Genomic DNA, 17,432 nt, shown 5'->3' with positions numbered 1-17,432 from the left:
GCCCATGCTGGGCGTACCACAAAATGGCCTCCACCCTCTTCGGGAAGTGGAGGCCTTTTCGGTTTTATGCTGAAGCTGCCCGGATCAGTTGCCGCCGGAATGCGGACAGCCGCCGCTCACCGCACTCCTCTCCGCCCGTTCCTTTTTTTGACACGATTCGCCCGCTGCTCGCTCTGCACTTGCACGATCAACGCATCGAGCATTTGACTGAGTACCAGCACTTCGCGGTGCAGAAACGTTTGCTTGCGCAGCGCTGTCGCGATCATTTGGCCGCGGATCGCTTCCATTTGCACATGTAAATGATTGTCCATGAACACTCCCACTTTTATTCGGTTTCACGGACAACATTATACGACGAATTCATGATGAAAGAATGTCAAAATCAGTCGAGCGTTATATTACAATTTTGTTACAAATGGCTCTATAGTTGCGGTACCAAAGACTTGACGAGCTGAAGGAAGCGCGATTTCACCCGCTCTGTCGTCTCCATCACTTCCTGATGGGATAACGGCTGATCGAGCATGCCCGCGGCCATATTGCTGATGCAGGAGATGCCGAGCACTTCGATGCCGGCGTGGTTCGCGGCGATCACCTCCGCGACGGTCGACATTCCGACGGCATCGGCGCCAATCGCGCGCAACATACGAATTTCGGCAGGCGTTTCATAAGAAGGGCCGAGCACGCCGACATAAACGCCTTCGCGCAGCTCGATTCCTTGTTCCGCGGCGACGCTTTTCGCCAGCGAACGCAGTCGCCGGCTATACGCGTCAGACATATCGGGAAAGCGGACGCCGAGCTCTTCTTCATTCGGACCGACAAGCGGATTGCGGCCCGTCAAATTGATATGGTCGGAAATGAGCATCAAATCGCCCGGGGCAAACGAAGCGTTGATGCCCCCGCGGCGTTCGTCACAAGCAGCCGACCGATGCCGAGCGCCTTCATGACGCGTACCGGAAACGCGGTCAGTTCCGGTCCGTAGCCTTCGTACATATGGAAGCGGCCCCGCATCAGCACCACCGTTCGACCGGCCAGTTCCCCGATCATCAGCTCGCCGGCATGCCCTTCCACCGTAGATATCGGAAAATGCGGAATATCGCGGTACGGAATGACGACAGCTTCTGTCAAATGGTCGCCAAGCACGCCGAGCCCGGACCCCAGAATGAGTCCGATTTGCGGCTGTTTACGGAGCGAACGGCGAATATAGTCGGCCGCTTCCCGGATTTTCGCGGATTGAGTCAATTGTTGTTGCATCCGTATGTTCTCCCCTTGTCTGTCTAACGTTTTTTACATCTAACGCCTATTTGTCCATTCTTGCGCGAGGATGCGCTTTATCGTAAATTTCCTTCATTCGGGCAGGAAACAAGGCGGCATACGGCTGCGTGGCGGACAAATCCGTATGTCCCATCAAGTCCTGCACCGAACGCAAATCCGCTCCGCCGGCGATCAGATGGGCCGCGAACGAATGTCTTAGCGTATGCGGCGTTATGTTCGAGGCAATGCCGCATTCGCGGGCGTATTTTTTGACGATTTTCCAGAATCCTTGCCTCGACATTCGGAGCCCGGCCGGGTTCAGAAAAAGCGCAGGCTCCGCTCCGCCCGGCCTCTCGAGCGCCGGACGGGCATGGCGGAGATAATCGTCCAGCGCGGCGGCAGCGGCCTGACCGAGCGGCACAATCCGCTCTTTGCCGCCGCGGCCGGTACAACGGATGACGCCGAGGGCCGGCTGGACGGAGTCCAGATCCAGCTCCGTCAATTCCGAGACGCGCAGACCGGCGGCATAAAGCAGCTCCAGCATCGCCCTGTCCCGCAAGCCGGCGACGGTATGCCTGGGCGGAGCGTTCAACAGCTTGTCTATCTCTGCAACCGTCAAAATATCCGGCAGTTTCCGCTCGCGTTTCTGCGTCTCCAGCTCCGCCGACGGATCCCGGGATATGACGCCGCTGCGGGACAAATACCGGAAAAACGAACGGATGGACGCCGTCTTGCGGGCGATCGTCGATCCTTTTCGCCCCTGGCGCCGCAATTCGGCCAAATATAACGAAAGATGCTGCCTGCGCACCTGCTCCGGCTGAACGATGCCGTTTTCGCGCAAAAACGAAAGGGCGTCTTCCACATCCCGGCTGTACGATTGCACCGTATTTTGCGAAAGGCCTCGTTCGGACGACAAAAAACGGTATACGATTGCAAATAAGTCTTCATAAGTCTTCCTTTCCGGACGAATCGCCGTAGGAGAAACGTTTATTCCCCCTTTCGACATATTCCACGCCGGAACCGAATTTCCTGCTTGCAAGTCGGGACCGCCCGCAAAACGACGCAGGATTACTGGCCGTACCAGTAAAACCAGCGCAGCGTGTCGACAACCGATCCGCCTTCGGGATACGTCTCGAGCTGACGGAACGCTTTCACCGCTTCGCCTTGCGGCTCCCGGTACGGATCGACCGGCGAAATGAAGTCAAGCAGCCATCTGTACCCGCCGGATACGACGAGAAACAACGCGAGAAACACCGTCATAAACAGCAGATTGCCAACCCATTTGCGTACGGATACGACCATTCCCGCCCCACCTCCAACGTTCGCACCGGGGAAGCGGACAACCGCCGCCCCGTACCACACCATATGTGGCGAACGTCCGAATTATGCGGCTCCGGTCAAGCCGCTTAGCGGGAATCAAAGCGGAGTGAGCGTCCGGTAGGGCAGCCCGACGGCTTGCGCCACTTGCAAGTGCGTAATGCTGCCTTCGTGCGTATTGACGCCTTTGAGCAGCGCTTCGTTGCGGTAAGCGGCCCCCAGTCCTTCCGACGCCAGCATCAGCGCATAGGGCAGCGTAACGTTCGTCAGCGCGAGCGTGGACGTGCGCGGCACCGCTCCCGGAATGTTGGCTACCGCATAATGCAGAACGCCATGCTTCACGTAGACGGGATCGTCGTGGGTCGTGACGCGGTCGACCGTAGCGATCGATCCGCCCTGATCGACCGCAACATCGACGATGACCGCCCCTTTTTTCATCGAACGCACCATCTCTTCGGTGACGAGATGCGGCGCCGGCGCCGGAATGAGGACGGCTCCGATCAGCAGATCGGCTTTGCGGACGGCGCTTGCAATATTGGTGGCGTTGGACATGAGCGTGCGCACCCTGCCTCCGAACACATCGTCCAAGTATCGCATCCGTTCCGCGCTTTTCTCGATGATCACCACATCGGCGCCCATTCCCAGCGCAATTTTCGCCGCATTGGTGCCGACGATGCCTCCTCCTACAATCATCACTTCCGCCGGCGGGACGCCGGGCACTCCCCCGAGCAGAACGCCCCGTCCTCCGTAAAATTGCTCCAGAAATTGCGCGCCGATCTGGACGGCCATCCTTCCGGCCACCTCGCTCATCGGCGTCAGCAGCGGCAGCGTGCCGTTCGGAAGCTGTATCGTTTCGTAGGCGACGCTGGTCACGCCGCTATCGGCGAGCGCCCGGGCAAGATCGGGAGCAGCCGCCAGATGCAAATACGTAAAGAGCAGCAAGCCTTTGCGAAAATACCGGTACTCTTCCGGAAGCGGCTCTTTGACTTTCATGATCATGCCGGCCCTCTCCCACACCTCTGCGGCGTCCGGAGCGATCTCGGCCCCTTCCGCAGCGTATGCCTCGTCCGGAAAGCCGCTGCCTTCCCCCGCTCCAGCTTGCACGACGACGGTATGACCTTCCGCCTTCAACGCCGCCGCGCCGGCAGGGGTGAGCGAAACGCGAAATTCGCTGTTTTTTACTTCTTTCGGCACACCGACCATCATCGATATCCTCCTCCTTGCTATGATGTATGAAGCCGACTGCCGTTTTGACCGTCCTCAAGCGATACGTTTTCCCCGCACAACCAAAAATATGTGTTTAACCGGCTTACGCGTCCCGTCATAAAAAAAGCTTCCGGAGAATCCGCCTGCATAGCGGATCTTCCGGAAGCAACAGGTTTTCTTATGAATTCGATTTGTCCGATTCGGCTCCGTCATTCTCGTCCCTGCAGCGATGACATATGCCTTGAAAGTCGAGGCGGTGGTCGATGACCCGGAATCCGTATTCCCGTTCGAGCCGCTCCTCGAGCGGTCCAAGCCAGTCGTCCATAATTTCGTCCATCGCCCCGCATTTGACGCATATGAGATGGTGATGGTGGTGTTGGTTGCTGTCCGTTCTCAGATCGTAACGGGCCACGCCGTCTCCGAAGTTCAGCTTCTCTACGATATGAAGCTCACTAAGCAGTTCCAGTGTGCGATAAACGGTAGCAAGGCCGATTTCCGGCGCCTTGTCCTTCACGAGCATAAACACATCTTCCGCACTCAAGTGATCCTCTTCGTTCTCCAGCAACACACGCACCGTAGCCTCGCGCTGCGGGGTCAGCTTGTAGCCCTGCGATTGCAGTTGTTGTTTGATTTTCTCGATCCGGGCTTCCATGGTTCCCCCCCTCGCACATAATCCAGTGCCCACGCCGGAACATTTGTATCCATTATAGGGGCTAAACGCAAAGAAAGTCAAACCTTTTGCGATTTGACTTCTTCGGTATCAGAGGCCCGCGGCAACGATCAGAGGGGCTGCCCATTTTATCAGGACAGGCGATACGTAAGCTTCCAAAAAAGCCGCGCCCGCAAGCGCGAAAAGCATCAACAGAACGGTCGAGCTGAACGAAACAAATTGCGGCATTAGCGTCCCCTGCCGGAACAAAATCCGGTTCTTCGCCACATAAACCGCGAACGATACGGCCGCCGCGCTGGCGATCAAAATCGCCGGCACCGCGAGGATGTTGGCCGGTGCGACCGAGGCGAGAGAGAAGGCGGCGCCTTTCCATGCATGTTGGCTCACCAATGTTCCGACGGCAAATCCGACCAGCACGCCTTTCAGGAAATCGAGCGCGAGCACAAGCGGGACTCCGACCACGGTCGTGCCCAGCAGCCATATCAGCAGCAGCCACTTGGCGTGGAACAGCAATCGGTCCCGGAATGTTGCCGCTCCGTCCGGCGCTATGCCCGCATCCATTAATTTGACATAGTGGTCGATATCGTCCGCCAGCGTCTGCTGTTGCTCCAATGTCAGGGCGCTCACGACGAGAGCGCCAAAAATCGCGCCGACCACGAACAGGACGGACACGAACACAAACAGCGTAAGCTGATCCTTGACGACCGGCTGCTTGAATGGCGAACGCATAGCTTTCTCCCTTCTTGTCCGATTGGTACAGTTTATGTACCGCTCGTACCGGTTATGACGCCGCCATAATGGCCGCCTCCGCCGGCCTTAAGGGCGAGCAGCCCTGCTCTCGCTTTGACGATCATCCCGGCCGTCTTCGGACCGATCGTCTCGGCAAGCTCGGAAGGCGTGGCGCGATGAAGCACTTCCATCTCGCTGCCGAACCGTTCCAGCAGCCTGTTCAGCGCGGCGGGACCGACGCCGGGGACGAATTCCAGCGGCACCTGATGGATGTAAGGCGGCCTGCCGTCCGTCCGCGAATCCGTTCTTCCGGCGAGGGAGGCAAGCTGCCGAATCCGTTCGGATACGCCGCGAACGAATCGCGTGCCGCCGCAGATGGCGCAGCGCCGCGAATCCGGCGTTTCGGGAGCCGCTCCGCAGCGCAGGCAGGCTGTCCGGTGATATTTGCCGAGGCGGGGCTGCAGGCCGTAATTCGCTTCGATGCCGCGTCCGTCCCGTCCGAGCAGCGCAAGCCGAAATTCGGCAAACGTAGGAGCCGCCATGCGCAGCGCATTGTATTCCCGCCCGATTTTGGCCGGCGAATGGGCGTCCGAATTCGTCAGGAACGGGTACCGGTCAAGGTCGGCCACCCATCCCGCCATCTCCGTATCGGCGCTAAGTCCCAGCTCCACCGCGTCGATCAGCTCGGGATCGAGCACTTCCTCCACCCTGTCCGCGCTGCTGCCGAACAAGCTTTTGTGCGGCGTGAAGATATGTGCCGGAATGAACAGTCCGCCCCGCTCTCGCACTTCCCGCTGCAATTCGCGCCCTGCGGCGTACAGGCGCTGCGAGCTGAGCCGGACGTTGCGCATGCGCCGTTCCATCCAACGGGTAAAGTCGCTCATATCCGACAACCGGGGGAGGAAGACCAGATAATGCGCCGGCCCTCTTGCCGGCTCCTTCACTTCGATTTCCGCTCCGAGCAAAATCGTCGTCTGCCGATATCGTATGCCGCCGTCCGGCACCTCTTCCATCTCGCCCCGATCCAGCAGGCGCATAATGTCGTCCTGCACGCCCGGAGAATGCGCGTCAATGACGCCGATCAGCCCGATCCCTTTGCGCTCGGCCGCTTCGCGGGCGATACGCCGAAACGTCATCTCCCGGCTCGCGCTGATTTTGACCGGTTCTCCTGCGTCCGTACATCCGATATGGATATGCAGATCAGCGAAAATCCGCGAAAGCCCGCCGGCTCCGGTCACGTTCCGATCTCTCCGGTCAGCCGGTAAATATGCCAGGCATAGACCGCCAGAATCGTCTTGGCGTCGCTGATGCGCCCTTCCCGGATATAAGCCTGGGCCTGCTCGAACGTAATGGCCTCGACCTCCAGAAATTCATCCTCGTCCAGCTTCATCTCCGTCTGCTCCAATTCTTCGGCAATATAGAGATAAAGCTTCTCGTCGGCAAAGCCGGGCGACGTATAAAACGCCGCAAGCGGCCGCAGCTTGCCTGCCCGATAGCCGGTTTCTTCCTCCAGCTCGCGCGCCGCCGCAATGGCCGGATCTTCCCCGGGATCGAGCTTGCCGGCCGGTATTTCCACCTGGAATTTTTCCAGCGGCTTGCGGTACTGATCGACGACCAGCATACGGTCCCCGAGAAGGGCGAGTACGGCGGCCGCCCCGGGATGGCGCACGATTTCCCGCGTCGCCGCCGCCCCGTTCGGCAGCAGGACGGTATCGACCTGCAGCGATATGATTTTACCGTCAAAGATCGGTTCCGTCTTGATCGTTTCTTCCGGCCGCCTGCTTGTTTGTTTATTTTCCATATACTTCCACTCCTGTCCGGTTTAGGGTCATCGCGATCGGTCCGCTCCAAAGGTATAACTTGTCCGAGCGCCGCATACGCTTCATTATATCAAAGATTGATAGCGGAGGCTTCGGGTCATGAAAAGTATTTAAGAGAGCGGAATATGCGGCTCGTCGGCAAAGCATGGGAAATCCGGCATCATTTGCGGCAGCTGGCCAAATCGCCGGCCAGCCGGCACATAACGCTGCACAGTTATTTGGCGGCAGGCAGCCCGTCCGGCGCGCGGCGCGCGCATCTGGCCGCCGTGAAGAACGTCGACGGCGCCGCAGCCGCATCTGCGCCTCCAGCCGTGCCGTCCCGTTCTTCGAGCCGCTTCATGCGTTCGTCCGAACGATAACGGCCGATAAAAAATCGCTTTCCGTCCGGACCGCTCCATTCAAGGACGGCAAGGACGGAAAGCGATTCATCGGCGCCGCGAAGCGGCCTGTTCGATCAGCGCGACGACAAGTTCGGCCGTCTTGGCCAGATCGGCCGCACGGATTTGCTCGTTCGTCGTATGAATATGCTCGTAACCGATAGCGAGATTGACGGTGGGCACGCCCAGTCCGTTGAAAATGTTGGCATCGCTTCCCCCGCCCGAGCGAAACGTTCGGGGCTTGCAGCCGATCGACGCAATCGCCGCCTTCGCCAGCTCCACGACCGGATCGCCGTCGTCATGGCTGTAAGCCGGATAAACGATCTCGCTCTTGAATTCGCCTCGCGCGTTATATTCCTGCGCCGCGCTGCTGACAGCGTCGCGCATTGCGGCGATCTGACGGTCCAGCTTCTCCCGGGCGATGCTTCGCGCCTCCGCCTCGAGTCTCGCATAGTCGCAGACGATATTCGTCGCGCCGCCTCCTTCGATTTTTCCGATATTGGCTGTCGTTTCCTCGTCGATTCGGCCGAGCGGCATCCGGGCGACCGCTTTCGCCGCGACCTGGATGGCGCTGATTCCGTCCTCGGGATTGACGCCCGCATGCGCCGACTTGCCGAAAATTCGATCGTGATTTTCGCCTGTGTCGGCGCGGCGACCGCAATCGCGCCGATCTCACCGTTCGAATCGAGCGCATAGCCGAACTCCGCTTCCAGCTTGGACGCATCGAGCGCACGCGCGCCGGCAAGCCCCGCTTCCTCTCCGGCCGTAATGACGAATTGGACGCGGCCGTGTTTCACTTTCCGCTCCTTCAGCACGCGGATCGCTTCCAGCATGGCCGCAATGCCGGCCTTGTCGTCGCTGCCCAGAATCGTCGTCCCGTCGCTGCGGATGTACCCGTCCTCGTCAAGCCGCGGCTTGATGCCGCGCCCGGGCGCAACGGTGTCCATATGCGAGGTGAAGAAAATGACGGGCGCGTCCGGCGCGCCGGACGGTTCGAGAACGGCAAAGAGGTTATTCGCGGCATGGCCTGACTTTGCCATCGAATCGTCCTCGCTCACGTCCAGTCCGAGTTCGCCGAATTTGCGGCGCAAAATGAGGCTGATCTCCCGCTCGTGCTTCGTTTCGCTGTCGATCCGCACAAGCTCCATAAATTCGTTCACTAAACGGTCGCGGTTCACCATCGGCCTTCCCTCCGTCCGACTTTATCGTATACAATAGAGATAGCGATTTTTTTCCGAAAGGGGTGCTGCCTCATGCGCAATTCGAAATTTTTCAAAATCGTTATTTATTTGGTGCTCGCTTCCATGCTGCTGTCCACGATCGTGGCAGGCGCCGGCATGCTGTTCTATTAAGCCGGGTAGCCGAACACCCGTTGAAAATGAGGGATCATTTCTGCGGCCGCCCGTTCGACCGTCATATTGAGACCGGTCAAGTCGTTGAACGAGGTGACGCCGTATTCCCGGATGCCGCAAGGAATAATGCCCGCGAATCCTTCTGCGGCCAGTCCGGACCGGATATTGAGCGCAAAGCCGTGGCTCGTGACGAATCCTTTTCGTTTGCGGGCCTTATTGAATTTCACTCCGATCGCCGCGATCTTCTCCTCCCCGACCCATACGCCCGTATAGGCGGCTTTGCGTCCGCCCGCGATGCCGTAATCGGCCAGCCAATCGATGATCACCTGCTCCAGATTGCGCAAATACGCATGCAGGTCGAGACCGGCCGCATCCAGATAAAGCAGCGGATAGCCGACCAGTTGGCCCGGACCGTGATACGTAATATCCCCGCCGCGGTCGATTTCGAAGAGCTCGATTCCCTTTTCCCGCAATTCCCGCTCTCCCAGCAGCAAATGCTCGGGATGACGGTCCGTTCCGATCGTATAAGTCGACGGATGCTGAAGGAGGAGCAGCGTATCCGGCCGCTCCCCGGCGTCGATTTCACGTACGTACTTCTTCTGCATCTCCCACGCTTCGCCGTAACCGATCGAAGGGATATACCGCGTCTCCAGTCGTCTGTCAGCCACGTTCTGCCACCCCCGTGCTAGTACAATTTCGTATCCAAGTCGTAACTTTCCAGATTGTCCTTGACGCGCTGCAGAAACCGGCCGCAGATGACGCCGTCCAAAATCCGGTGGTCCAGCGACAGGCAAATGTTGACCATCGAACGGACGGCAATCATGTCGTTGATGACGACCGGACGCTTGACGATCGATTCGAATGTCAAAATGGCCGCCTGCGGATAGTTGATGATCGGCTTGGACAAGATCGATCCGAATGAGCCGGTATTGTTCACCGTGAACGTGCCGCCCTGCATATCGGACAGATTCAGCTTGCCTTCGCGCGTCCGGCGCGCCAGATCGTCGATTTCCCTGGCCAGTCCGGCGATATTTTTCTGATCCGCGTTTTTGATCACAGGCGTCAGTACGGAATCTTCCGTGCCGACCGACATCGACAGGTTGATCTCCCGCTTGACGATAATTTTGTTGACCGCCCATACGGAGTTCATAATCGGATAATCTTTGATCGCATTGACGACGGCCTTCATCATGAACGCCAGATAAGTCAGGTTGATGCCCTCGCGTTTGCGGAATTCGTCCTTCAGCTTGTTGCGAAGGATGACCAGGTTCGTCACGTCGGCTTCGATCATCGTCCATGCGTGAGGAATTTCCGACACGCTCTGCCGCATCCGGCTGGCAATGGTATTGCGCACCGGGGTCACGTCGATGAAATATTCGCCAGGTCCGGGTACGGACTGCCCTTGCACCTCCACCGTCGGAATTTTGGGCGTCTCCGACAGATGCAGGCCGGACGAACGGACGGGAACTTTCACCTCGTCGATCGCGACGACGCTCCCCGTGTTCGTGCGGTTCGCATCCTGGCCGGAAGAAGCTTGACGCTCCTTTCCTTCCTGTCCGTCCGGTTTGCTCTCCGCTCCGGAGGCGGCAATATAGGCAAGAACGTCCTTGCGCGTAATGCGTCCGCCCATGCCCGTACCCGTAACCTGCCGCAAATCGATGCCATGCTCCGCGGCCAGGTACTGGACGGCAGGGGAATAGCGGCCGCGCATGCTCTCTCCGGCCGCTTTCGCTTGCGCCGCCGCACCATCCCCGGCCTGACCGCCGCCGGGAGCTCCAGTCGCCGTTTCCGCGGATACTTCATCCGTCTCCACCAGACAGATCGCCGTCCCTACCGGCACCGTTTCCCCGTTGCCTACCAATATTTTGACGAGTTTTCCGGATACGGTGGATGGCAATTCCGCGTTTACTTTATCCGTAATCAAATCGCAGATCGGCTCATACTTCTCGATATGATCGCCCGGCTGCTTCAGCCATTGGCTGATCGTCGCCTCCACCAATGATTCCGCCAACTGCGGCAAAATAATTTCCGTCACCGTTTTCATACTCATCCTCCCCTTGCCGGGACTGACTTGCCTTTCTGAACGTATTCGGCCTTTCAGGCCTTTCAATGCCTTTTAAAGAGGCCTTTTAATATAACGCCAGCCGCCGCATGGCCTCCTTCAGTTTATCTTTGTTCAACATAAAAAATTTCTCCCCGGGCGGATTGATCGGCATAGCCGGCACATCCGGTCCGCATAGCCGCATAATCGGCGCATCCAGCTCATAGAGCAGCTCTTCGGCGATCAGCGCCGCCACTTCCGCCCCGACGCCGCCCGTCTTGTTGTCCTCGTGCACGATCAGCACCTTGCCCGTGCGGCGCACCGCCTCCAGAATCGCCTCCCGGTCGAGCGGCTGCAACGTTCGCAAGTCGAGAATATGCGCGCTGATCCCTTCCTCTGCAAGCTCTTTTGCCGCTTCCATCGCAAAAAAGAGAGGGAGGCTGTAGCCGATAACGGTTATGTCGTCCCCTTCGCGGAGCACATTCGCTTTCCCGATCGGCACGGTATAGTCGCCTTCCGGCACTTCACCGCTGATCATGTTGTAGCATTTTTTATTTTCAAAGAATAAGACCGGGTCCGGATCGCGCACCGCCGCCTTGAGCAACCCTTTGACGTCGTAAGGCGAATAGGGGGCGACGATTTTCAGTCCGGGCGTTCCGAAGAAAACCGACTCGGGGCATTGCGAATGGTACAACCCTCCGAACACCCCTCCGCCGATCGGCGCCCGGATGACGACCGGACAGTTCCAATCGTTATTGGAGCGGTAGCGGATTTTGGCCGCTTCGCTGATAATCTGGTTCGTCGCCGGCAGCATAAAATCGCTGTACTGCATTTCCGCGATCGGCTTCATGCCGTACATGGCCGCGCCGATCGCCACGCCGACGATCGCCGATTCGGAAAGCGGCGTGTCGAGCGCCCTCAGCTCGCCGAATTGTTCGTACAGACCCTTTGTCGCTGTGAAGACGCCGCCTTTGACGCCAACGTCCTCGCCGAGCACAAATACATTTTCGTCGCGCTCCATCTCTTCCCTCATCGCCTGTCTGAGCGCTTCAAGATACGAAATAGCCGGCATTCAATATCCCCCTTCCGGCGCATCGTCCGCATACACGTGGAGCAGCGCATCCTCCGGCGCGGGGAATGGCGCCCGGTCCGCCTCGTCCGTCGCCTCATCGAGCAGCTTGCGAATCGTCTGATTCAGCTCCTCGTCCGCTTCCTCGCTCCAAATGCCGCAATCGATCAAATACTGCTTGAACCGCGGCAGCCCGTCGCGTTTGCGGTGCTCCTCCACTTCCTCTTTCGTGCGGTAAGCCATATCGTTATCGGACGTCGAATGCGGCGACAGCCGGTAAACCATCGCTTCGATCAGCGTCGGGCCTTCGCCCGCAATCGCGCGCTGCCGCGCCTCCTTCACCGTTCGATAAACCTCCAACGGATCGTTGCCGTCGACTCTGACGCCGGGAAAGCCATAGCCGATCGCGCGGTCGCATACCCTTCCGCCAAGCTGGCGATGAGCCGGTACCGAGATGGCATACTGGTTGTTCTGGCACATAAAAATGACAGGGAGCTTGTGAACGCCGGCAAAATTGCAGCCTTCGTGGAAATCCCCCTGATTGCTCGAGCCTTCTCCGAACGACGTGTACGCGACCAGTTTCTCGTTCTTCATCTTGGCCGACAGCGCGATGCCGACGGCGTGAGGGACCTGCGTCGTCACCGGGCTCGATCCGGTCACAATCCGCAGCCTACGGCTGCCGAAATGGCCCGGCATCTGCCGGCCGCCGCTCGTAATGTCGGCAGCTTTGGCAAATACCGAGAGCATCAGCTCCTTCAGCGTCATGCCGACGGCCAGCACAAAACCGTAATCCCGATAATACGGCAAAAATAATCTTTCTCCCGGTCAAGAGCAAAAGCCGCCGCGACCTGCGCCGTTTCCTGGCCGATGCCCGACACGTGGAAATTGATTTTGCCCGATCGCTGCAGTAGCAGGACGCGTTCGTCGTATCTTCTCGCCATCAGCATCGTCCGGTACATATCGAGCGCCTGTTCGTCGGTCAGTCCAAGAGCGGCATGGTCCGAAGTCTGTTGAACAGATCCGAATGAGGTCATCGATCGTCCTCCTTATATCCAAGCTATTAAAACCTGGTACTAATACTTGATATCATTATACCGCTTATTTCCGCAAAAATAAAATCGACGATTATTATTCAGATGACAAGCGATTTGCCGTCGATGGCCAGCATCGCTTCGGCTACCGCTTCGGACAACGTCGGATGGGGATGAGCCGCCCGCCCTATTTCCCAATGGGCGGCATTCAGACCGACCGCAACGGAAGCCTCGGCGATCAGTTCGGTCGCATGCGGGCCGATCAGATGCACGCCCAATATGTCGCCGCTCGCCCGGTCCGTCACGACTTTGGCGAAGCCTGCGGCATGTCCGGCCACGATCGCTTTCGCAATGGCTTGAAACGGCACGCGTCCGACCGCGACGTCATATCCTTTCGCTTTCGCTTGTTCTTCGGTCATGCCGATCGCGGCGATTTCCGGACGCGAATAGATGCAGCGCGGAATTTGCCGGAAATCCGTTCCGGAAAGCCCGACGCCGCACAGATGTTCCGCAGCCGCAATGCCTTCGTGCGCGGCGGCATGGGCTAGCTGCAAGCCGCCGATTACATCGCCGATCGCGTAAATATGCGGTTCCGATGTCTGAAAGTTTTGGTTCACCTGAATAAAACCGTCTTTCAGACAGACATCCGTATTTTCCAGACCGATGCCGGCCGTATTCGGTTCCCGGCCCACCGACACCAGCATGTATTCCGCCGTCCATTCGACGTCGCCGTCGGCAGTGGCCGCCGTAACGGAAATACCGTCATGATGCCGACGCACCGTTTCCGCCTTGAAGGTAACTCCGGTCGCGATCCGCACGCCCCTTCGGCGCAGCTGGCGGGCCAGCTCTTCGGCGATGTCGCGGTCTTCATTCGGCAGCAGCCTGGGAGCACTTTCGGCTATCGTGACCTCGACGCCGAAATCGTTCAGCATGGAAGCCCATTCGACGCCAATGACGCCGCCTCCGACAATAAGAATCGAAGCGGGCAATTTCTCCAGCCGCAGAACATCGTCGCTTGTCAGAATGCGTTCGCCGTCCGTTTCCAGACCGGGCAGCTGACGCGGACGCGAACCCGTCGCAATAATAAGATTGGCGGGGACAACGGATTCCGTCTCTCCGTCCGCCATTTCGACTGCGATCGCGCCGCTGCGCGGCGAAAAATAGAAGGACCGATTACCCGGCCTTTTCCATATATCATTTGAATGCCATGCTTCTTCATCAAATGCTGCAGCCCGTTGTGCAGCTGCCGGACGGTTTCTTCCCTTCTGGCCAATACGCGCCGGAAATCGAGCGCGACGCTTCCGTCCACCTTGACGCCGAATTGCTCCGCTTCGAGCAAACCGGCGTATACTTCCGCGCTGCGCAGCATCGCCTTGCTCGGTATGCAGCCCCGGTGCAGACATGTACCGCCCAGCTTGTCCATCTCAACGATCGCTACCCGCTTGCCTTCCTGGGCGGCGCGTATCGCAGCCGTATATCCTCCGGGGCCTCCGCCCAGAATCGCAACATCCACTTCTATCGCCATTTCGATACTCCCTCCGTTTATCGCCGGTTTTGGCGATCGTATACAAGACCGTACGGTCACGGTCGATGTTGGCTTCGTTCCATCGTTCTATTTTAACTGTTTTTTGGAATCAAGGAAAAGGTATTATTTTATATGCGCTTACATGAATCGAATGGACAGTATGGCGGGAAAAAGGTAAAATTAAAGTAATGATGTTTTTTAATTTTGCCATGTTAACAAGGAGAGAGTCCGGCCATGAAAATGGTAATCTCGCGATTTATCGCTGTATTGCTGCTCGTTATTCCCGGAATCGCCGCCTGTTACGGCTTTCTAAAAATGAAAAATGCCGTATTTCATTACTTCTCCCAGTTCGGGAACGATTCGATACAGCCGGCATTCGATTGGCTCCCGTTTCTGCTCGGCTTTGTCCTGTTCTTTCTTGGCATCGGTTTCATCGGCGGCTGGATTTTTTCCGCGACCGCAAGCGGAATTATGTGGCCCCCCGGTTTCGCCGGAAAAAATCGCGTCCCTCGCGTCCCGATGCTTTATAGGGAATCGAAACCGCAGTCCCGGAGACTGCGGTTTCTGCCTGAAAGGAATGAAAAACCGCCGATCGTCAGGATGACGAAAACGGCGGCGTCGTATTAGACAAGCCCTTGCCGGCCAAAGCCCGGCGCGGAACGTCTCAGCTCACCTTATGCTCGATCCGCAGCTTGTCGGCGACCATCGCGATGAACTCGCTATTGGTCGGTTTCGACTTGCTGATGTTGATCGTGTAGGCCTTGTGGTGTAAGGGATCTGGGATATCATCAAATTTTAAACTTCAAATATCTATCGGTTTGCGTTGGAAAACTTGGTTGGTATTTTTGTTTTCCATTTTTATTGTAGCAAAACCGATAGATTTGTCAATTGTTACCTTAAAACAAACTCCTTATCCGAATCCGCTGCCACACAAATACAGACGGATCATCAGCCAACGAACACTTTAACTGTACATATCCATATTGCTGGTTGCTGTTCGCTTTAATGGTGCATGTCGTCCCATCCTGCGCCGTAATTGCCGCAAGCGTTGTACTGCTCACCTGATCGTCACTATAAAGCGCCCATTCGACGGAAGCATCTGTCGGCGTTGTCCCATTATAGACGGTTGCCGTATAAGTTTTGTTTTGGCCCCCATAAATTTCATCTATTGGCGTTGCGCTTGGCGTTAATGTGATCGTCTTAACTTCCGGCACTTCTTCAACCGTAACAATCACGCTGTCTGTTATATTCTCATTCGTTGCGTTTTTAATGGTTATCGTCGCTGTACCCTCTGAAACGCCTGTAACAAGCCCCTTAGCGTCCACAGTGGCAACCTCAGGATTGGATGACTCAAATACAACCGGCGCATCATCTGCGCTTGTCCAGGTCAATTGCGTTGCCGAGCCAACATAAACCGTCGTAGCATCATTAGCAATATTAACGGGACAAGCCAAACCGCCAGCAATCCCATGTTCTAAGTCATCGTTTGCGGAGTTAATCAAGTCCTTCTCACACGTTAAAATTACCATTCCTTTTTGCTGAACGAATCGATTCCGGTTATCTTGAACGCCTGACCATCCAATAGGAACCTATCACCGATTTTAAGGCCAGAATTTACACAGTATTGTGATGTATAAACATGTATCTCCCCAGCCGAAAGGGAAAGTACCTGTCCATCGATAACACCTAAATTTGACGCAATAATAAATGAATCCAGAGTGCAGAAACGACAGGACGAATTGACAATGATCGTATGTGTTAACCGGCGCATGATGCCTTTGTATTTGCTATATCGCTTATCGTTGACTTCGGATATAACCATATATTTTTGACCATTAAAAAGAACAATGTCACCCCTTTTCAGAGGTGACAGCGTCGCAAGCTTTCTATCATCGTAATTGGCTTCGAGAGTCGTGTTAGTGATAACTGCTTTAATCGGCGTTTCTTCACCGTTAATATACACATCTGAGCCAATTTGGGCAAGCAAGAATTCAAAGTCAGTTGTATTCTGATTGTCGAATAGATTAAACATGTAAACACCCCTCAAGAATTGAACAGCATGAACGTGCTGCCATTAGATGAACTGTCATCACTTGCCGACATCATACGGAGAGAACGCGATAATTGATCTATTCTCGACTGAATCCGATCTCCAAAGCCTGAAACAGTTTCATCATCGAACTTATAATCCTTGAATAGTTGCGGTTGATTTGCTAATGACTCCAACAACGCTAATGCAGTTGCATAAATGGCTTTTTTGTTTGCGTTAGATGTTGGAATGTATTCAGCGTGTGGATCAAGTCCATTCTCTTGAAGGTAAACGCTCAGTTCTTCATCTGGATAGTTAAAGCCCTTTGTTTCCATTTTTAGTCGTTCGATAATTGTCATTTTGATTTGCTCCTTTGTTTGTTTTTTGGTAAAAGAAAACCGCCTAGAGTGGCGGGTTAGTTTAAAGAATCTAATATTTTTTGGGCCTTTATCCTTGCCTCATTGTATTTGTCATTTTCGGTTAATTCGATAGTTTTATTAAGAAACAGCTTTAAGTAGGACTTATGTTTATCATCTAGCATTCCATTTCCCATAAAATAGTAATATTCTGGAAAAAGAAACTTGTTATCTTTAAATAATCCTTGAAGTAACAAGGAAACTGTTGCTGCGTAATTATATTTAAAAGATGAGTTTATCTCATCTTCTTGAGGAATAGGATACCCTACATTTTCAAAGAAAGATAAATCCTCATCCGCTGGCATATTCTTTACCGCTACTAATGACAAGTCTATATCTAATGTTGAAATTAAAGAGTAATCATCATAAATAATTTTTACGCATCTGGCTAATTCCTCAATTGATTTATTAGTTTCTTCATTAAACAAATCTATTTTATCTAGTATTCTTTTGAATTCATTTTTTGAATAAAAAACATTCCTTTTCTTGCTCCTCTTATTAATTTTTCATTAATATTAATATATGATTGTAACTTGGCTCGATATAAGATACTTTTAATATCAAAGCCTGATGGAAAAACTGCGAGTCTTTGAAATCGG

General features: G+C 55.6%; 17 protein-coding genes and 6 pseudogenes. 3 read left to right on the top strand and 20 right to left on the bottom strand.

All coding sequences use genetic code 11. The features are described 5' to 3' along the window. Positions 1 to 116 precede the first annotated feature (116 nt). From PACILC2_RS23840 to PACILC2_RS23800, 9 genes and pseudogenes are all read right to left on the bottom strand, one after another. Positions 117 to 311, bottom strand: a complete 195-nt coding sequence (locus PACILC2_RS23840) for an aspartyl-phosphate phosphatase Spo0E family protein (protein WP_213531290.1) — start codon at positions 309 to 311, stop codon at positions 117 to 119. 110 nt (positions 312 to 421) lie between these two features. Next, positions 422 to 1,251: pseudogene (locus PACILC2_RS23835) on the bottom strand (purine-nucleoside phosphorylase). A 46-nt stretch (positions 1,252 to 1,297) separates the two neighbouring features. After that, positions 1,298 to 2,290 (bottom strand): site-specific tyrosine recombinase XerD, encoded by a 993-nt coding sequence (xerD, locus tag PACILC2_RS23830; protein ID WP_244863807.1) that lies wholly within the window; start codon positions 2,288 to 2,290, stop codon positions 1,298 to 1,300. A 29-nt stretch (positions 2,291 to 2,319) separates the two neighbouring features. Then, positions 2,320 to 2,553: a DUF4227 family protein gene (locus tag PACILC2_RS23825; protein ID WP_062493281.1), complete on the bottom strand. Its 234-nt coding sequence runs from the start codon at positions 2,551 to 2,553 to the stop codon at positions 2,320 to 2,322. Positions 2,554 to 2,667: 114 nt separating this feature from the next. Beyond that, positions 2,668 to 3,774: an alanine dehydrogenase gene (gene ald / locus PACILC2_RS23820; protein ID WP_213531288.1), complete on the bottom strand. Its 1,107-nt coding sequence runs from the start codon at positions 3,772 to 3,774 to the stop codon at positions 2,668 to 2,670. Between the two features lie 178 nt (positions 3,775 to 3,952). Beyond that, entirely contained in the window at positions 3,953 to 4,426 is a 474-nt protein-coding gene (gene fur, locus PACILC2_RS23815) for a ferric iron uptake transcriptional regulator (RefSeq protein ID WP_062493283.1), read from the bottom strand. Between the two features lie 108 nt (positions 4,427 to 4,534). Next, the gene (gene spoIIM / locus PACILC2_RS23810; RefSeq protein ID WP_062493284.1) at positions 4,535 to 5,173 is read right to left on the bottom strand and encodes a stage II sporulation protein M; all 639 of its coding nucleotides are present in this window, start codon (positions 5,171 to 5,173) and stop codon (positions 4,535 to 4,537) included. 32 nt (positions 5,174 to 5,205) lie between these two features. After that, the gene (locus PACILC2_RS23805) at positions 5,206 to 6,411 is read right to left on the bottom strand and encodes an endonuclease Q family protein (RefSeq protein WP_062493285.1); all 1,206 of its coding nucleotides are present in this window, start codon (positions 6,409 to 6,411) and stop codon (positions 5,206 to 5,208) included. Continuing rightward, complete coding sequence (locus tag PACILC2_RS23800; RefSeq protein WP_213531285.1) at positions 6,408 to 6,974, bottom strand: NUDIX hydrolase; 567 nt, start codon at positions 6,972 to 6,974, stop codon at positions 6,408 to 6,410. The genes PACILC2_RS23805 and PACILC2_RS23800 overlap by 4 nt, the downstream gene beginning before the upstream one ends. Here PACILC2_RS23800 and mciZ point away from each other — a divergent pair. After that, on the top strand, positions 6,960 to 7,352 hold the full coding sequence (gene mciZ / locus PACILC2_RS29620) for a Z-ring formation inhibitor MciZ (protein ID WP_372447224.1): 393 nt from the start codon (positions 6,960 to 6,962) through the stop codon (positions 7,350 to 7,352). The genes PACILC2_RS23800 and mciZ overlap by 15 nt on opposite strands. 66 nt (positions 7,353 to 7,418) lie before the next feature. Here the strand turns inward: mciZ and PACILC2_RS23790 are convergent. Then, positions 7,419 to 8,551: pseudogene (locus PACILC2_RS23790) on the bottom strand (M20/M25/M40 family metallo-hydrolase). A 72-nt stretch (positions 8,552 to 8,623) separates the two neighbouring features. On the opposite strand from PACILC2_RS23790, the gene prli42 reads away from it, so the two are divergent. Then, complete coding sequence (gene prli42 / locus PACILC2_RS23785) at positions 8,624 to 8,722, top strand: stressosome-associated protein Prli42 (protein WP_149917096.1); 99 nt, start codon at positions 8,624 to 8,626, stop codon at positions 8,720 to 8,722. Here the strand turns inward: prli42 and lipB are convergent. From lipB to lpdA, 5 genes and pseudogenes are all read right to left on the bottom strand, one after another. Next, the gene (gene lipB, locus PACILC2_RS23780; protein ID WP_213531281.1) at positions 8,719 to 9,390 is read right to left on the bottom strand and encodes a lipoyl(octanoyl) transferase LipB; all 672 of its coding nucleotides are present in this window, start codon (positions 9,388 to 9,390) and stop codon (positions 8,719 to 8,721) included. The two genes, prli42 and lipB, sit on opposite strands and share 4 nt — an antisense overlap. 17 nt (positions 9,391 to 9,407) lie before the next feature. Further along, positions 9,408 to 10,766 carry a dihydrolipoamide acetyltransferase family protein gene (locus tag PACILC2_RS23775; RefSeq protein WP_372447223.1) on the bottom strand — a complete coding sequence of 453 codons (1,359 nt, stop codon included), beginning with the start codon at positions 10,764 to 10,766 and terminating at the stop codon, positions 9,408 to 9,410. Positions 10,767 to 10,851: 85 nt separating this feature from the next. Then, positions 10,852 to 11,835 (bottom strand): alpha-ketoacid dehydrogenase subunit beta, encoded by a 984-nt coding sequence (locus PACILC2_RS23770; protein WP_213531277.1) that lies wholly within the window; start codon positions 11,833 to 11,835, stop codon positions 10,852 to 10,854. Continuing rightward, positions 11,836 to 12,866 (bottom strand): annotated as a pseudogene (locus PACILC2_RS23765) (thiamine pyrophosphate-dependent dehydrogenase E1 component subunit alpha). A 98-nt stretch (positions 12,867 to 12,964) separates the two neighbouring features. Continuing rightward, a pseudogene (gene lpdA, locus PACILC2_RS23760) lies at positions 12,965 to 14,388 on the bottom strand (dihydrolipoyl dehydrogenase). Positions 14,389 to 14,622: 234 nt separating this feature from the next. Between lpdA and PACILC2_RS23755 the strand changes: the two are divergent. After that, a pseudogene (locus PACILC2_RS23755) lies at positions 14,623 to 14,918 on the top strand (DUF2627 domain-containing protein). Between the two features lie 134 nt (positions 14,919 to 15,052). Here the strand turns inward: PACILC2_RS23755 and PACILC2_RS23750 are convergent. The 5 genes and pseudogenes from PACILC2_RS23750 to PACILC2_RS23730 all read right to left on the bottom strand — a co-directional run. Continuing rightward, positions 15,053 to 15,157 (bottom strand): annotated as a pseudogene (locus tag PACILC2_RS23750) (sporulation transcription factor Spo0A); the annotation flags it as partial. Positions 15,158 to 15,284: 127 nt separating this feature from the next. Beyond that, entirely contained in the window at positions 15,285 to 15,890 is a 606-nt protein-coding gene (locus PACILC2_RS23745; RefSeq protein ID WP_213531275.1) for an Ig-like domain-containing protein, read from the bottom strand. A gap of 20 nt (positions 15,891 to 15,910) precedes the next feature. Next, positions 15,911 to 16,420, bottom strand: coding sequence for a hypothetical protein (locus PACILC2_RS23740; protein WP_213531273.1), 510 nt, complete (start codon positions 16,418 to 16,420; stop codon positions 15,911 to 15,913). A gap of 11 nt (positions 16,421 to 16,431) precedes the next feature. Beyond that, positions 16,432 to 16,776 (bottom strand): hypothetical protein, encoded by a 345-nt coding sequence (locus PACILC2_RS23735; protein WP_213531271.1) that lies wholly within the window; start codon positions 16,774 to 16,776, stop codon positions 16,432 to 16,434. A 56-nt stretch (positions 16,777 to 16,832) separates the two neighbouring features. Then, positions 16,833 to 17,261: a hypothetical protein gene (locus PACILC2_RS23730; RefSeq protein ID WP_213531269.1), complete on the bottom strand. Its 429-nt coding sequence runs from the start codon at positions 17,259 to 17,261 to the stop codon at positions 16,833 to 16,835. Positions 17,262 to 17,432: the final 171 nt, after the last annotated feature.

It is taken from the genome of Paenibacillus cisolokensis, from assembly GCF_018403665.1.
Taxonomy (GTDB): domain Bacteria; phylum Bacillota; class Bacilli; order Paenibacillales; family Paenibacillaceae; genus Paenibacillus_AH; species Paenibacillus_AH cisolokensis.
Note: the sequence above shows the minus strand (reverse complement) of the source record. Positions and strands in the feature narration are given on the sequence as shown.

Coding starts and splice junctions, on each gene's coding strand:
- ald (WP_213531288.1), bottom strand. CDS start 3,774: ATGATGGTCGGTGTGCCGAAAGAAGTAAAAAACAGCGAATTTCGCGTT.
- PACILC2_RS23840 (WP_213531290.1), bottom strand. CDS start 311: ATGGACAATCATTTACATGTGCAAATGGAAGCGATCCGCGGCCAAATG.
- prli42 (WP_149917096.1), top strand. CDS start 8,624: ATGCGCAATTCGAAATTTTTCAAAATCGTTATTTATTTGGTGCTCGCT.
- PACILC2_RS23770 (WP_213531277.1), bottom strand. CDS start 11,835: ATGCCGGCTATTTCGTATCTTGAAGCGCTCAGACAGGCGATGAGGGAA.
- spoIIM (WP_062493284.1), bottom strand. CDS start 5,173: ATGCGTTCGCCATTCAAGCAGCCGGTCGTCAAGGATCAGCTTACGCTG.
- PACILC2_RS23825 (WP_062493281.1), bottom strand. CDS start 2,553: ATGGTCGTATCCGTACGCAAATGGGTTGGCAATCTGCTGTTTATGACG.
- PACILC2_RS23775 (WP_372447223.1), bottom strand. CDS start 10,766: ATGAAAACGGTGACGGAAATTATTTTGCCGCAGTTGGCGGAATCATTG.
- PACILC2_RS23800 (WP_213531285.1), bottom strand. CDS start 6,974: ATGGAAAATAAACAAACAAGCAGGCGGCCGGAAGAAACGATCAAGACG.
- PACILC2_RS23740 (WP_213531273.1), bottom strand. CDS start 16,420: ATGTTTAATCTATTCGACAATCAGAATACAACTGACTTTGAATTCTTG.
- PACILC2_RS23735 (WP_213531271.1), bottom strand. CDS start 16,776: ATGACAATTATCGAACGACTAAAAATGGAAACAAAGGGCTTTAACTAT.
- fur (WP_062493283.1), bottom strand. CDS start 4,426: ATGGAAGCCCGGATCGAGAAAATCAAACAACAACTGCAATCGCAGGGC.